Below are 14,868 nucleotides of genomic sequence, written 5' to 3'. Positions count from 1 at the left end.
TTACCCCGGGGAAGGGGTTTGGCGAAGATTCTTCCTCCGGTACTGATACCGTCCACAATGGACAGACCTCGCGGTATGGGTCCTGGCGTTCGCCAGGACGACACCGGGTGAGCGGCCACGCGTACCGTCCCTCACCTCGCCGCCGCCTCAAATCCCCAGGTATTTGTGCTGCAGATCCGGCTCGGCCATCAGTTCGTCGGAGGTGCCACTCCACACCGTCTTGCCGCGCTCGATGATGGTGTGGCGGTCGCAGATGCGGGCCAGGTGGTCGACGTTCTTGTCGACGACAAGGATCGACTGTCCCCGGCTCTTGAGCAGCGACAGGCAGCTCCAGATCTCTTCGCGGATCAGCGGCGCCAGGCCTTCGGTGGCTTCATCCAGGATGAGGAGCTTCGGGTTGGTCATCAGCGCGCGGCCAATTGCGAGCATCTGCTGCTCGCCGCCGGAGAGCTGGTTGCCCATGTTGGAGGCGCGCTCGGCCAGGCGCGGAAACATCACGTAGATCGCCGCCAGCGTCCAGGGATTGCTGCTGTCGAAACGATCGGCGGCGGCCGCGACCAGGTTTTCGCGCACGGTGAGGTTCGGGAAAATCTGCCGCCCCTCGGGGACGAGGCCGACACCGAGTTGCGCGATCCTGTAGGACGGCTGCGTCCGCACTTCCGAACCCGCAAAGCGGATGCTGCCTGCGCGCGCCGGCGTCAGGCCCATGATGGAGCGGATGGTCGTGGTCTTGCCCATGCCGTTGCGGCCCATCAGCGAGACCATCTCGCCTGATTTGACCGACAGCGACAGGCCGAACAGCACCTGGGACAGGCCATAGCAGGTCTCGATGCCGTCGACCTCGAGCAGCGTGTCACCCATCCCTTTTTCAGCCATGGTGCGTCACCACATGCGCCTCGCCGAGATAGGCGCGCTTGACGTCCTCGTTCGCCCTGATCGCGGCCGGATCGCCGGAGGCGATGACGCGGCCATAGACCAGCACCGAGATACGGTCGGCCAGCGCAAACACCGCCGGCATGTCGTGCTCGACCAGCACGATCGAGACCTCTTTACGCAGTTCCTGGAGCAGCTGCACCATGCGCTGGGACTCGGTGACGCCGAGGCCGGCCATCGGCTCGTCGAGCAGCAAAAGTTTCGGCTTGCTTGCCAGCGCCACGGCCAGCTCGATCTGGCGACGCTCGCCATGACTGAGCCTGGACACCAGGACATCGGCACGATGGGCGAGACCGACGCGGTCGAGCGCGGCATGCGCGGCATCGCGCAGGCCCTTCTCCTTGCGTGCATCGGCGAAGAAGCGAAACGAGGTGCCGGCATGCGCTTGCGCCGCGAGCGCAACATTGTCGGCGGCGGTGAAATCGAGCAGCAGCGAAGTGATCTGGAACGAACGTGCCAGGCCCAACGCGCAGCGGCGATAGGCCGGCAGATAGGTGATGTCGCGCCCCGCCAGCGAGACGCTGCCGGAATGCGGCTCCAGATGTCCGGTGAGCTGGCTGATCAGCGTGGTCTTGCCGGCGCCGTTCGGGCCGATGATGGCGTGCAGCTCACCCGCCGCGACGTCGAGCGAGACGTTGTCGGTCGCAATGATGCCGCCGAAGCGGCGCACCAGCTTGTCAACGCGGAGCAGCGGCTCAGCCACGTTGGAGCCTCCCGAGCAGGCCCATGATGCCGCCGCGGCCGAACAGCACGATCAGCAGCAGCATCGGGCCCATGATCAGCGCCCAGTATTCGGTGAGCTGCGACAAGAACTCTTCCAGCAGCAAATACACCACGGCGCCGATGACCGGACCGAACAGCGTGCCCATGCCCCCGAGGATCACCATCACCATGAGGTCGCCGGAACGCGTCCAGTACATCGCGGCCGGGCTGACGAAATCGGTGTTGTTGGCGAGCAGCGCGCCGGCAAGGCCGCACATCATGCCCGAGATGACGAAGCAGACCAGCTGGTAGCGTTTCGAGGGAAAGCCGATCGCCTGCATGCGCTGCTCGTTGGAGCGCAGGCCCTGCAGGACGAGGCCGAAGCGCGAATTGGCGATGCGCCAGATCAGGAAGACCACGCCCAATAGGCAGGCGAGGCAGAGATAATAGAACTGCGTGCGGTTCGACAGATTGATCAGCCCGGAGAAGTCGCTGCGCTTGTAGACGGTGAGGCCGTCATCGCCGCCATAACGCGCCAGCCCCGAGGCGACGTAATAGGCCATCTGCGCGAAGGCGAGCGTGATCATGATGAAGTAAACGCCACGCGTGCGAAGCGAGAGCGCGCCGATCACCAGCGCGTAAGTCGCGGACGCCGCGAGCGCGACGGGAAACTGGATGAAGCCGCTTCCCACGCCTTCCTGCGCCAGCATCCCGACCGCGTAACCGCCGATGCCGAGATAGGCGGCGTGGCCAAAACTCATCATGCCGCCAAAACCCATGATGAGGTTGAGGCTCGCGGCCGCCAGCGCCAGAATGACGACGCGGGTGAACAGCGTCAGGATGAAGATGTTGCCGGACAGTTGCGAATACAGCGGCAGCAGCACCAAACCAGCCAGCATCAGAGCCGTGACGGCCTTGCTCACAGTGAAAGTCTTCATCGGCGGCTGGCCGGAAACAGCCCCTCCGGACGCACCACCAGCACGATCGCCATCAGCAGATAGATCAGCATGGACGACAACGCGGGCGCGGCGGTGGAGGCCGCGGCGCCGCTCAGCACCTGCCGCAACAAATTGGGCAGGAAAGCGCGGCCGAGCGTGTCGATCATGCCGACAAAGATCGCGGCCAGGAACGCGCCGCGGATCGAACCGATACCGCCGATCACGATGATGACGAAGGCGAGGATCAGGATGTTCTCGCCCATGCCGATCTGCACGGTGAGGATCGGCGCCTGCATCAATCCGGCAAGGCCGGCGAGCGCGGCACCGAGGCCGAACACCAGGGTGTAGAGCAGCTTGATGTTGATGCCGAGCGCACCGATCATCTCGCGATTGGAGGCGCCGGCCCGGATCAGCATGCCGATGCGGGTGCGCATCACGCCGAGATAGAGCAGCAGCGCAACCAGCAGCGCCACGACGATGATGGCGAGGCGATAAGCGGGATAGTGAATGCCCGGCAGGATCGGCACCGGCACGGTGAGCCAGGCCGGCAGCGGCAGCGCAAGCCCGGCCGGGCCCCAGATCAGCCGCACGGCTTCATTGAAGAACAGGATCAGGCCGAAGGTCGCGAGCACGTGGTCGAGATGGTCGCGCCCGTAGAGATGCCGCAGCGCGGTCATCTCGAGCACGATACCGAGCACGAGCGTCGCGCCGAGCGCCAGCAGCGCGCCGAGCAGGAAGCTGCCGGTCCAGGCTGCGAAGGTCGCGGCGAAATAGGCGCCCATCATGTAGAGCGAGCCGTGCGCGAGGTTGACGAGATCCATGATCCCGAACACCAGCGTCAGGCCGGCGGCGAGCAGGAACAGCAGCAGGCCAAACTGCAATCCGTTCAAGAACTGTTCGACGACGAGCAGCATCAAAACTCTTTCAGGCGCACGCAGGTTCGCGCCGATGTTCGAACACGGTCGCCATCAGTGAAAGAGCTCCCCCTGCCTCTACAAGGCGGAAAAATGGGTAATGGCAGTATCGTTCCGAGGCAAGAGCGATTCGACACCCAACATGCACTTTGTTGCATGCCGATGCATCCGATCGGTCCTGGCCCCTGCAATCGGCCTTGCAAGAAGACTGCCGCGCAGGATGGGTCAACCTGACGCACCCAAAACGGATCACCCTCCCTCCGTTGCCGGAGAGAGGGTGTGAATTCGTCGCAACGTGTAGATGGAGCCGCCTAGTGCGACGTCATCTGCCGGGGAAGGTCATCCGGCTCGGCAAGCACGCTATTGGCCGTCGAGGCCTCCAGCGCCGCCATCCGGAACAGATAGGCGAGCGTCGCCAATCCGGTGTCTTCCGCCATCTGCGCGAGTTCGAGCGCCATGTCGGACATGTAGCCGAGATTTTCGTCCTTGATCTGCGCCATGATCTGGCTGTCCCGCATCATGTTCGACATCTCAGGCGCTCTTTCGTTGCGCGGCAGCGAGGCCGCAGAGGTTGGCACGGGCGACGGCGTCCAGACGCGGGCCGTCCTGTTGCACGATAGAAGGCACACCGATGCGATCATGCAGGGCATCGAGCGTCTCGCGACGAATGTCGATCGTCGCCGCCATGGTCCACGCATTCTCCACCAGAGCCGGTAGGCCGAGCGGGGTCACGACGAAGCCGGCCTCATGAAAGCGCGGCAACCACCAGGTTTCCATGATCGCGCTGACCTGCGCGATCCCCTGACCGAGGCAGAACTCCTGCACCGCCGCCATCAGTTGCAGGTTGAGCGCGCCGTCGCGGCGATCGCGCACGACGAAGTAGCGCGACCATTCCCAGACCAGCGGATCCGAAGGACAGCCGCGAACCGATGCCAGATGCGGAAAGACTTCGCTCATCATCGAAGGCTTGGTGGTCGGGTAGAGCCGGTGACCGCCGATAACACGGCGTCCCTCCAGCGCAAGCAGATAGACTGTGTCCTCGTCGTCATAAGAATCGATCTCGCGACAATCCGGCCTGCGCAGCGTCTCCCAGCGCCGCTCTTCGACGAAGATGTCGTGCCGCAGCCGGAAATGCTGATCGAGTACATCTTCGTAAAGGTGGCGATTTACTGCAGAAATGGCGTGAATCATGAAAGCCCCCATTCATCCTCAATGGAGGGCACCCTCTGCGAAAAGAGAATGGTTCGATATTGGGAAATTTCCCAGTACGTCGCTTAGGGATTGATGATCTTGTTGCGAATCGCCAGTGCAACCGCATGCGTACGGTTCACGGCTCCGAGCTTGCGCCCGGCGGTCGCGAGATGCTCTTCGGCGGTACGCTGCGTGATGTGCAGTATCTCGCCGATTTCCCAGGCCGATTTGCCCTGTGAGGCCCAGGAGATCACCTCGCGCTCGCGCGGAGTGAGGCGCGTCGAGGGATACGGCGCTGGATCGAGCAGACGGCGAATGTGGTCGAAGCCATACATCGCCATCAGGTGCAATGCCGGCTTGCTGCGGGCGTTGAGATCGAGATGGATGCCGCCGAGCGACACGGCGGCTTCATAGCCGGTGAGCCCGTGGATCGGCACGATGAAGCCGCGCGACATGCGGAAATCGCCGGCGCGGTTCATGACCTCCGCCGCGCCCGGATCGAGTTCGGCATCATAGGGTGCTTCCGACCACTCGAATGGGTTGACCGATTGTCGGCACATCCGCACCACGGGGTCGACGCGGTCGTAGTTGTTCTGGGTGTAGAGGCTGAACCATTCCGCGGGCCAGCGCTTGGCGAGCACCATCTGTGCGAACCGCTGGTCGGGATTCGGCAACCCTGTCACGATGATGGTTTCAAAGCCGAAGCGCCCGAAGGCCCCTTCGAGCGCATTCATAGCGTCCGGAACCCTCCGATAGGCCCCTAGCCCCTCAATGAAGTCGAGCGCTTCCCGGCCATAATCCACGGCGGACATCGGTGCGTTTCCTGACCCTCGCTGTGCGATATAGCACGTCTTTGGGCACTGCCTCAATTCACGGTTTCCGTAGTTTCCCGGTATCCCATTGACCCCGAAGGCTTAATCTACTTGTGGAAGAAGTGACGTCAAGATACACCTACAATGTCTGAAGCGGGGAAACCACGATGGAAGACGAGGACATCGCCCTCAACAGCGTGCTCGGCCTGGAACTCAACCGCGTATTTTTCGCCGTCCGCGAAACGGCAAACAAGCAGAAGATCATCGAGTTCGCGCGCGGGGTGCTGCAAAGCGAGCGCAGCAAGCCGGCAGAGAGCGCCACGCCGGACGGACCGGCGAGCTAGCACGCAATTGCTGTGAGCGCACGAACGGTCCGTTCGGTGCCATGCCTTCCTCTGATCTGAACCGAACAACCGAACGCGAATGTTTCCTTCCTTCTCCCCTTGTGGGAGAAGTGGCATAGGCGGCCTTCGGCCGCCGTTCTTAAAACAAAACGCCGATGCTTCGCATCGGCTATGGCGCCGGATGAGGGGTTGTTTCCACGCGTTCAAATGCGCGAGGCTCGCGCGGGAGAGAACCCCTCCCCCGTCTCGCTCTATCGCTGTGATCCACCCTCTCCCACAAAGGGGAGAGGGAAAGGCAGCGCCGCCCACGATTATCTTTTGGATGCCCAGGACATGATGACGCTGCGCCAGGTTGAAGTGATCCGTGCCGTGATGGTGACGGGCACGATCGGCGGCGCGGCGAAGCTGCTGAACGTTTCGGCGCCGGGCATCAGCCGCCTCGTCAAATACACCGAGCGCTCGCTCGGCATCCGCTTCTTCCAGCGCCAGAACGGACGCTATTTCCCCACCCCGGAAGCCGAGAACATCTTCGAGCAGATCAACGGCGTCTACAAGAAGGTCGACGACCTTTCCGAGATCATCTCCAAGATCGGACGCGGCGGATTGTCGGAATTGCGCATCGGCTCGGTGCCGAGCATTTCGCAAGTCATGGTGCCGCGCGCGATCGAGCGGGTCCGGCGGCGCTATCCGGATCTCGGCATCGACATCAACATCCTCAAGCTCGAGGAAGCCATCGACTACCTCATGCTCGGCCGCGGCGAGTGCGTGGCGATGAGCTACCGCCTGGAGCATTCCGGGCTCGACTTCATGCCGCTCGCCTCAGGCGAGCTCTACTGCATCGTGCCGCCGGGCCACGAGCTCGCCGGCCGCAAGCAGGTCTCGGCCGCCGAGATCACGCGCTATCCGCTGATCGGCATTGATCCCAACGATCCCTACGGGCGGATCATGGCCGAGATCTTCGCGCGCCACCGCCTCGCATACAACATCACCATCCGCGCCCGCTTCGGCACCACGGTCTGCGCGCTGGTGAAGGCGGGGCTCGGCATCGCCGTCATCGACCAGTTCACGGTGGCCCATGGCGGCTATCCCGGCATCGAGCTGATCAAGATCACCGAGCCAACGCGATTCGAGACCTATATCGCGGTGAAGCGCGGCGCGCCGCTGTCGCTTCATGTCGAGTATTTCATCGAGTCCCTGCGCGCGGAGATGCGCGCAGTCGAGCCGTCGCAGGGCAAAGGCAGGGCCGCGGCGGCACGGGGGCGGAAGAGATAACATTATGTTAGGTTTGCAGGACAAAAGGGTAATTGTGTTAGGCCGAGGAAAGACTATCGTTCCTAGCGGAAGCCCCTTGGAATTGGGCGGATTTCCCCGCTAATGGCCGGGACCGAACGCTCCCAACGAGACGATAGCGAACCATGTCAAAGCGCGGACCCGCCGCATCCAAAAAGCTCCTGACCGGCCTGATCGGCGCACCCATCGCGCATTCCGCCTCCCCTGCGATGCATGAGCGCGCCGCGGAGGGGCTTGGCCTGCGCGGACATTATCAGCTCATCGAAGTGGCCGGCGCCGATACGGCCGGGCTCCGGCTGATGCTGGAAGGCGTGCGGCGCCTCGGCTTTGCCGGCGTCAACGTCACCTTTCCCTACAAGGAGGCGGTGGTCCCGCTGCTCGATGAACTGGCACCGGGTGCGGCCGCCATGGGGGCGGTCAACACCGTCGTCGTCAGGAACGGACGGCTGACCGGCCACAACACCGACACGACCGGCTTTGCGCGCGCCGTCGCGCCGCTGCTGGCGCCGTCCGGCAACGCGGTGGCCGTGATCGGCACCGGCGGCGTCGGCAAGGCGATCGCCTTTGCGCTGGCGAGCCTTGACGTGACCGACATCCGCATCTTCGACAGCGAGCCGGCACGCGCCGAAAAACTCGCCGCGCTGCTCGTCAAGCAGGGGGGCGCCAGGGTCGCCGCAAGCGTCGAGGATGCGCTCGACGGCGCAACCGGCCTCGTCAACGGCACACCGGTCGGCATGCTGCCGAACCGGGAAACGCCGGTCTCGCCGACGCTGCTGCGTCAAAACCTGTGGGTCGCCGACGCCGTCTACTCACCGCTGATCACGCCGCTGCTGGCGGCCGCCCAAGCCAAGGGCGCGCGGATCATGACCGGCCGGGAGCTTGCGATCTACCAGGCCGCCGACGCTTTCGAACTGTTCACGGGTCTTGCCCCATCGACCGAGATCATGGGAGAGGCATTCGACGAGGTGATGGCGGCACGAAGCTCGGCCTATCACGCAGCGTAACCGAAGCGGCCGGACACAAGGCCGCGCACAACATCAACGAAAAATGGGAGGAGAGACCATGAAATCGACCATTCTGGCCGGCGCCCTGCTTGCCTTCGCGACTGCAACCAGCGTCCACGCCCAGGCGATCAAGCTCGCCGACGTCGCCGAGTTGTCCGGCGGCGGCGCCACCGTCGGCACCAACTGGAAAAACGGCATCGACCTCGCGATCGAGGAGATCAACGCCAAGGGCGGCGTGCTCGGCCGCAAGCTCGAAGTCACTCATGCGGATTCGCAATCCAACCCCGGCGTCGCGCGCGCGCAGGTGCAAAAGGCGCTCGACGCCGAGCCCTATGTGCTGCTCGGACCCGGCTATTCCGGCTCGGTGAAGGTGACCGCGCCGTTGGCGGCCGAAGCCGGCATCGCGCAGATCATGGGCGGCGAAGCCGCCGAGCTGACGCAAGGCGGAAACAAATTCCTGTTCCGCACCTCGTTCGGCCAGCAATCGTCGATGCCGAAGGTCGCCAAATACATTCACGACGACATGAAGGCGAAGTCGGTCGCCGTGGTCTGGGTCAACAACGATTTTGGCCGCGGCGGTCGCGATGTCGTCGTCAAGGAGCTCGACCGGCTCGGCTCCAAGGTGGTCGCCGATCTCTCGACCGAAGCAGGTCAGGCCGATTTCGCCGCCGACGTCGGCAAGATCAAGGCCGCCAATCCCGATGCCGTGTTCGTCTATTTGAACGAGGAAGAGAGCGCACGTATCCTGAAGGAGCTGAAACGTCAGGGCGTCACCGCGCCGCTGATGGGCGAGACCACGCTGATCGGGCAGAAGGTGATCGAGCTCGCGGGCGATGCCGCCAACGGCGCGCGTGGCCATGTCGGTCTCACCACCGATGCGCCGGTCGACCTGATCAAGGCGTTTCGCGACAAGTTCGCGAAGAAGTACAATTACGTGCCTGATCATAACGGCCTGAAAGGCTATCTCGCGGTCTACATGGTGAAGGCCACCACCGACAAGATGGGGAAGGTGGATTCGAAGGCGTTCGCCGACACCCTGCATGGCCTGACCATCAAGGCGGTGGACGAGCCAGGCATCCTAATGGACGTCACCTTCAGCGACACCGGCGACATCGACCGCCAGAGCTTTCTGGTGGAAGTGGTCGAAGGCAAGCAAGTGGTGAAGCAGGTGCTGCCTAAGGTGAAGTGAGGTCTTTGCCTCTCGCCGCGCCTGTCCGCCGAAGGTTTAGCGAAGGCGGATGCGGGGAGAGATCTTTCGTCTCCCTCTCCCCGCCCTTCGCGGGGCGAGGGTGAAAAGGAAGAACGGGGAGAGGGAGTGACAGACCTAAACTCGCGTCGATCCAGTTCAGTCGGGCTCTAACGATCAAAGAGAACCCATGTCCAATCTGTTCGATCTTCTGGTCGCGGGACTTGCCACCGGCGCGATCTATGCGCTGGTCGCGGTCGGCTTCACGCTGCTGTGGCAGACCTCGCAGACCATCAATTTCGCGCAGGGCGAGTTCGTGATGCTGCCGGCGTTCCTGATGCTGGCGGCGATGCATGCCGGCGCGCCGTTCTGGCTCGCGATCATCCTCGGCATCCTGCTCTCGATGCTCCTGCTCGGCCTCGCCTTCAAGATGCTGCTGGTGGATCCGATGCTACGCCACGGCGTGCTGCCGCTCGCGATCGCGACCATGGCGCTCGCGATCGGCCTCAAGGAGGCCGTCAAGCAGTTCTTCAGCGCCGAAGCCTCACCCTTCCCCTCGATCGTGCCGACCGGCGACATCTCCATCCTCGGCCATGCCGTCTCGCTGCAAAGCATCGGCGTTCTCCTCCTCGCCATCCTTGCCGTCTTCGGCTTGACTGCGCTTCTCAACCGCACCTCGCTCGGCCACCAGATGCAGGCGGCGGCGCAGAACCCGACGGTGGCGCGCATCATCGGCGTCCCTGTCGAGCGCATGATTCTCCTGACCTTCCTGATCAACGCGTTCCTGGTCGCGCTCGCCTCGCTGTTGATCACGCCGATCTACCTCGCGAAATTCACGTCCGGCGAGGTACTGGGCCAGGCTGCCTTCATCGCCGCGATCATCGGCGGCTTCAACCAGGTGCGAGGCGCGATCGCAGGCGGCCTCCTGATCGGCGTGCTCGACAATCTCGCAGCCGCCTATGTCTCGACGCAGTATCGCGCCGCCGTGCCGATGATCTTCCTGATCGCCGTCATCCTGTTCCGGCCGCAGGGCCTGCTCGGCCGCGCCGAGGAGCGCACCGTATGAGCGGCTTCGCCAAACCTCTCAAGATCGCGTTCGGCCTCATGGTCATCGCTGCGCTGATCGCAGTCCCCATGAACTTCAACCGCTATGGCCTGTTCATCCTGAGCCAATGGGCGGTGATGGCCATCGCCGCGATGGGCCTCAACCTCACGCTTGGCTATGCGGGCCAGGTCTCGCTGGCGCAGGGCGCCTTCGTCGGCATCGGCGCTTACGCGGCAGCGATCATGACCACGCATGGCTGGCCGCTGCCGGCGGCGATCGTCGTCGCGATCGGCCTGAGCTTCGCGGTCGGCTGGGTGCTCGGCTATCCGGCGCTGCGGGTGCAGCACCACTATCTCGCCTTCGTCACGCTCGCCTTCTCCACGCTGGCCTTCCTGGTGTTTCGCAACGAGAGCTGGCTCACCGGCGGCATCTACGGCATCTCCAACATTCCGCGCCCGCACATCTTCGGCATCGCGACCAACAAGCCGCTGCCGTTCTACTATGTCTGTCTCGGCTCGCTCGCGATCGTGTCGCTTGCAGTGTGGTGGCTGATCCGCTCGCCCTGGGGCCGCGCCTTCATGGCGCTGCGCGAAAACCCGCTGCGGGCGCAGTCGCTGGGCGTCGACACGCGACGCTATACGCTGATGGCGTTCGCGATCGGCTCTGCGCTCGGCGGCGTCGCCGGCGCGCTCTATGCGCCGCTGACGCAATATATCGATCCCGTGCCGTTCAACCTGTCGCTCTCGCTCGACCTCCTGATGATGGTGATCGTCGGCGGCGCCGGCTTCTTCCTGGGTCCGTTCCTCGGCGCGATGATCGCGGTGCTGCTGCCGGAATGGCTGCGCTTCACCGAGGGCTATTATCTGATGCTGTACGCGATCGCGGTGATGGGGCTGCTGATCTGGTCGCCGACCGGCATTCTGGGAATCCTCGACCGCTATCTCGCCGAGCGCCGAACCAAGGCGGCCTCGGCCCAGCGCGCCGTCGCAAAGTCCCGGCTGGAGACAGTGCAATGAGCGCGGTCCTCGAAGTCTCCGACATCAAGAAGAATTTTGGCGGCATCAGCGCCGTCGGCGGCGTCTCTTTCGACGTCCGCGAGGGCGAGATCCTTGGCCTGATCGGACCGAACGGCTGCGGCAAGTCGACCCTGTTCAACTGCATCCTCGGCCAGCTCACGCCGAGCGGCGGCGAGGTCAAGCTCGACGGCAAGGTCGTCACGGGCCTGCGACCCGCCGAGCTCAACAAGCTCGGGGTCAGCCGCACCTTCCAGCTCCTGCAGGTGTTCCCAAAACTCTCGGTGCGCGAGAACCTGATCCTCGCAGGACAGGAGCACCAGGGCAGCATGGCCTCGCGGCTGGTCGGCCGCTCCGATGCCGGCCTGACGGAGGCCGCCAACCAGATGATCGGCTTTTTCAAGCTCGATCATCTTGCCGACGAGCCGGCCGGCGGTTTGTCCTATGGCCAGCAAAAACTACTCGACGCCGCCATGGCCTTCATGGGCGGACCGCGGCTGGTGCTGCTCGACGAGCCCGCCGGCGGCGTCAACCCGTCGATGCTGGCGGACCTGAAGGAGCGGCTGGTCGCGATCAACTGCGAGAAGAACGCCACCTTCGTCGTGATCGAGCACAACATGGAATTCGTGATGTCGCTGTGCTCGCGCGTGATGGTGATGGCGGAAGGCAAAGTGCTGGCAATGGGACGACCCGACGAGGTCCGAAAGAACCCCGCCGTGATCGAAGCCTATCTCGGACATTAGGAGAGCGACCTTGAGCGATCCGATCCTCTTGGTTCACAATCTCGTCGGCGGCTACGGCAAGATGACGATCCTGAACGGCACCACCTTCGCCGTGCCGCAGGCCACCATCACCACCATCATCGGCCCGAACGGCGCCGGCAAGTCCACCGTGTTCAAGGCGATCTTCGGCCTGCTCAAGCTGCGCGAGGGCAAAATCAGCTTCGCCGGCCGCGACGTCACCAATCTGAGCCAGCGCGCGCTGCTCAATGCCGGCATCTGCTACGTGCCGCAGGGCCGCAACATCTTTCCCGAGCTGTCGGTGCGCCACAACATCGAGCTCGGCGGCGTTCCCGCCGGCAAGGGCATCGACCTGCAGAGCCGGATCGAGGCCGCGCTCGACCTGTTCCCGGCGCTGCGGCGGAAATCGACGCAGCAGGCCTCCACGCTATCTGGCGGCGAGCAGAAGCAGCTCGAAATCGCCCGCTCGCTGCTGCTCGAGCCGAAGCTCGTGCTGATCGACGAGCCGTCGATCGGCCTGTCGCCGCTGATGGTGCAGCAGACTTTCGACATCCTGAAATCCCTGCGCGACCGCGGCGTCACCATTCTGATGATCGAGCAGAACGCACGCTCGGCGCTGGAGATTTCCGACATCGGCATCGTGCTCGAGCTCGGCCAGACCCGCATGGTCGACGGTGCGAAGCGCATTTTGAATGATCCCCGCATCGGACAATTGTTCCTTGGCGGCGCCATGGAGGACAACGCAGCATGACCAAACGCTCGATCGCAACGGTCTCTCTCTCCGGCGCCCTTGACGAAAAGCTCCGCGCCATCGCATCCGCCGGATTCGACGCGGTCGAGATTTTCGAGAACGATCTGCTGTCGTTCGGCTCAGGCCCGCGCGACATCGCAAAGCTCTGCGGGGACCTCAATCTCGAGATTTGCGCGTTTCAGCCGTTCCGCGATTTCGAGGGCATGCCGGAGCCGCAGCGTTCGCGCAACTTTGCCCGCGCGATGCGCAAGTTCGACCTGATGCAGGAGCTCGGCACCGATCTGCTGCTGATCTGCTCCAACGTGTCGCCGGCCGCGCTCGGCGGCATCGACCGCGCCGCAGACGATTTTCGCGAGCTTGGCGAGCGCGCCGCCAAGCGGTCCTTGCGCGTCGGCTACGAGGCATTGGCCTGGGGACGCCACGTCAACGATTACCGCGACGCCTGGGAGATCGTGCGGCGCGCCGACCATCCCGCGATCGGCGTGATCCTCGACAGCTTTCACGCACTGGCCCCCGGCTTTCCGGTCCGCGCGATGGCCTCGATCCCCGGCGACAAGATCTTCCTGGTCCAGCTTGCGGACGCGCCGAAGCTCGAGCTCGACATCTTGTCGTGGAGCCGGCACTTCCGCTCCTTCCCCGGCCAGGGCGACCTGCCGGTCGGCGAGTTCATGGCGGCGATCGCGGCGACGGGCTATGCCGGGCCGCTGTCGCTGGAGATCTTCAACGACCAATTCCGCGCCGGCTCGGCCATACAGACCGCGGTCGACGGCCTGCGTTCGCTGATCCTGCTGGAGGACCAGCTTGCACCGGCTTGGCCAAAGCTCGTCAGCGAACCCTTGGCGCCCAAGCCCAAAAGTGGAGGCACGGGATTCATCGAGTTTGCCGTCAACGAGACCAAGGCCGGAGAACTCGCCCGCCTGCTTTCGCAGCTCGGTTTCCGAAAGACCGGCAAGCATCGCAGCAAGGCGGTGGAGCGCTGGTCGCAGGGCAAGGTCGAGCTCGTCGTCAACTCCGAGACCGACGGCTTTGCGCATTCGCACTACGTGACGCATGGCCCCGGCGTCTGCGCCATCGCGCTCGACGTCGACAATGCCGGCCTCGCCATGCAGCGCGCCGAGACACTGAAAGCGCGCACCTTCTACCAGCCGGTCGGGCCGGGCGAGCTCGAGATTCCCGCAATTCACGGCGTCGGCGGCAGCCTGCTGTATTTTCTCGACCAAGCCGGCAAGAACTGGAACACGGATTTCGAACCGGTCCCGAGCGACGCCGGCGCGGACGCGCTGCTAGCTGTCGATCACATCGCGCAGTCGATGCCCTATGACGAGATGCTGTCCTGGCTGCTGTTCTACACCGGCATCCTCGACCTCGAGCGGCTGCCGCAGATGGAGATCGCCGATCCCAGGGGCCTTGTGCAAAGCCAGGCCGTCATCAACGGCGACCAGAGCCTGCGCTTCGTGCTCAACGGCTCATCCGCGAACCGCACGCTGCCGGCCCGTTTCATCTCGGAGTTCTTCGGCTCAGGCGTGCAGCACGTCGCGTTCTCCTGCCGCGATATCTTTGCGGCGGTCGCGGAGATGCGCAAGCGCGGCGCGGATTTTTTGGATATCCCGGACAATTACTACGACGACATCGAAGCCAAATACGACCTCGCACCCGAGTTGATGGCCCAGCTGCGCGCCAACCACATTCTCTACGACCGCGAAGGCGACGGGGAGTTCTTCCAGGTCTATACCCACATCTTCGACGAGCGGTTTTTCTTCGAGATCGTGGAGCGGCGGGATTATCAGGGGTTTGGTGCGGCCAATGCCGGGATCAGGCTTGCCGCGCAGTCACGCGAAGTGCGGCCTGTGAGCATGCCGCGGGTGTAGTGGCCGTCATTGCGAGGAGCCCTTGCGACGAAGCAATCCAGAATCCCTCCGTGGAAAGATTCTGGATTGCTTCGCTACGCTCGCAATGACGAGAGAGAGAGAGCTGAGAACCCCTCTCCCCGTAAGGACGGGGAGAG

The 14,868-nt window shown here is 63.9% G+C and carries 16 protein-coding genes; 9 read left to right on the top strand and 7 right to left on the bottom strand.

The window, feature by feature from the left end; all coding sequences use genetic code 11:
• Positions 1–147: 147 nt before the first annotated feature.
• The 7 genes from AC0L30_RS33365 to AC0L30_RS33335 form a co-directional block, all read right to left on the bottom strand.
• Positions 148–876 (bottom strand): ABC transporter ATP-binding protein, encoded by a 729-nt coding sequence (locus tag AC0L30_RS33365; RefSeq protein ID WP_354127024.1) that lies wholly within the window; start codon positions 874–876, stop codon positions 148–150.
• Positions 869–1,636, bottom strand: coding sequence for an ABC transporter ATP-binding protein (locus AC0L30_RS33360; protein WP_354127025.1), 768 nt, complete (start codon positions 1,634–1,636; stop codon positions 869–871). The genes AC0L30_RS33365 and AC0L30_RS33360 overlap by 8 nt, the downstream gene beginning before the upstream one ends.
• Positions 1,629–2,573, bottom strand: a complete 945-nt coding sequence (locus AC0L30_RS33355) for a branched-chain amino acid ABC transporter permease (RefSeq protein ID WP_473255365.1) — start codon at positions 2,571–2,573, stop codon at positions 1,629–1,631. Before AC0L30_RS33355 ends, AC0L30_RS33360 begins: the two co-directional genes overlap by 8 nt.
• Positions 2,570–3,487, bottom strand: a complete 918-nt coding sequence (locus AC0L30_RS33350; protein WP_219679014.1) for a branched-chain amino acid ABC transporter permease — start codon at positions 3,485–3,487, stop codon at positions 2,570–2,572. Before AC0L30_RS33350 ends, AC0L30_RS33355 begins: the two co-directional genes overlap by 4 nt.
• Positions 3,488–3,798: 311 nt before the next feature.
• On the bottom strand, positions 3,799–4,017 hold the full coding sequence (locus AC0L30_RS33345; RefSeq protein ID WP_027514447.1) for a hypothetical protein: 219 nt from the start codon (positions 4,015–4,017) through the stop codon (positions 3,799–3,801).
• 1 nt (position 4,018) lies between these two features.
• Positions 4,019–4,678: an acyl-homoserine-lactone synthase gene (locus AC0L30_RS33340; RefSeq protein WP_219679010.1), complete on the bottom strand. Its 660-nt coding sequence runs from the start codon at positions 4,676–4,678 to the stop codon at positions 4,019–4,021.
• 83 nt (positions 4,679–4,761) lie between these two features.
• Positions 4,762–5,490: a helix-turn-helix transcriptional regulator gene (locus AC0L30_RS33335; protein WP_007597931.1), complete on the bottom strand. Its 729-nt coding sequence runs from the start codon at positions 5,488–5,490 to the stop codon at positions 4,762–4,764.
• Between the two features lie 167 nt (positions 5,491–5,657).
• On the opposite strand from AC0L30_RS33335, the gene AC0L30_RS33330 reads away from it, so the two are divergent.
• The 9 genes from AC0L30_RS33330 (at position 5,658) to AC0L30_RS33290 (ending at position 14,731) form a co-directional block, all read left to right on the top strand.
• Complete coding sequence (locus tag AC0L30_RS33330) at positions 5,658–5,834, top strand: hypothetical protein (RefSeq protein ID WP_018456036.1); 177 nt, start codon at positions 5,658–5,660, stop codon at positions 5,832–5,834.
• A gap of 333 nt (positions 5,835–6,167) precedes the next feature.
• Entirely contained in the window at positions 6,168–7,106 is a 939-nt protein-coding gene (locus tag AC0L30_RS33325; RefSeq protein WP_219679008.1) for a LysR family transcriptional regulator, read from the top strand.
• Positions 7,107–7,249: 143 nt separating this feature from the next.
• Positions 7,250–8,128, top strand: coding sequence for a shikimate dehydrogenase (locus tag AC0L30_RS33320; protein WP_007597935.1), 879 nt, complete (start codon positions 7,250–7,252; stop codon positions 8,126–8,128).
• A 58-nt stretch (positions 8,129–8,186) separates the two neighbouring features.
• Positions 8,187–9,317 carry an ABC transporter substrate-binding protein gene (locus AC0L30_RS33315; protein WP_354162209.1) on the top strand — a complete coding sequence of 377 codons (1,131 nt, stop codon included), beginning with the start codon at positions 8,187–8,189 and terminating at the stop codon, positions 9,315–9,317.
• Positions 9,318–9,504: 187 nt separating this feature from the next.
• Complete coding sequence (locus tag AC0L30_RS33310) at positions 9,505–10,380, top strand: branched-chain amino acid ABC transporter permease (RefSeq protein ID WP_219678999.1); 876 nt, start codon at positions 9,505–9,507, stop codon at positions 10,378–10,380.
• The gene (locus AC0L30_RS33305; protein ID WP_354200160.1) at positions 10,377–11,375 is read left to right on the top strand and encodes a branched-chain amino acid ABC transporter permease; all 999 of its coding nucleotides are present in this window, start codon (positions 10,377–10,379) and stop codon (positions 11,373–11,375) included. Before AC0L30_RS33310 ends, AC0L30_RS33305 begins: the two co-directional genes overlap by 4 nt.
• Positions 11,372–12,115, top strand: coding sequence for an ABC transporter ATP-binding protein (locus tag AC0L30_RS33300; protein WP_007597944.1), 744 nt, complete (start codon positions 11,372–11,374; stop codon positions 12,113–12,115). The genes AC0L30_RS33305 and AC0L30_RS33300 overlap by 4 nt, the downstream gene beginning before the upstream one ends.
• Positions 12,116–12,125: 10 nt before the next feature.
• Entirely contained in the window at positions 12,126–12,863 is a 738-nt protein-coding gene (locus AC0L30_RS33295) for an ABC transporter ATP-binding protein (RefSeq protein WP_473406143.1), read from the top strand.
• Complete coding sequence (locus AC0L30_RS33290; protein ID WP_473406142.1) at positions 12,860–14,731, top strand: bifunctional sugar phosphate isomerase/epimerase/4-hydroxyphenylpyruvate dioxygenase family protein; 1,872 nt, start codon at positions 12,860–12,862, stop codon at positions 14,729–14,731. Before AC0L30_RS33295 ends, AC0L30_RS33290 begins: the two co-directional genes overlap by 4 nt.
• The last annotated feature ends 137 nt before the right edge of the window (positions 14,732–14,868 follow it).

The sequence above is a fragment of the Bradyrhizobium sp. MI1.11 genome, assembly GCF_055811255.1.
The sequence above is the reverse complement of the archived record's forward strand: the minus strand, read 5'-3'. Positions and strand labels throughout refer to the sequence as shown.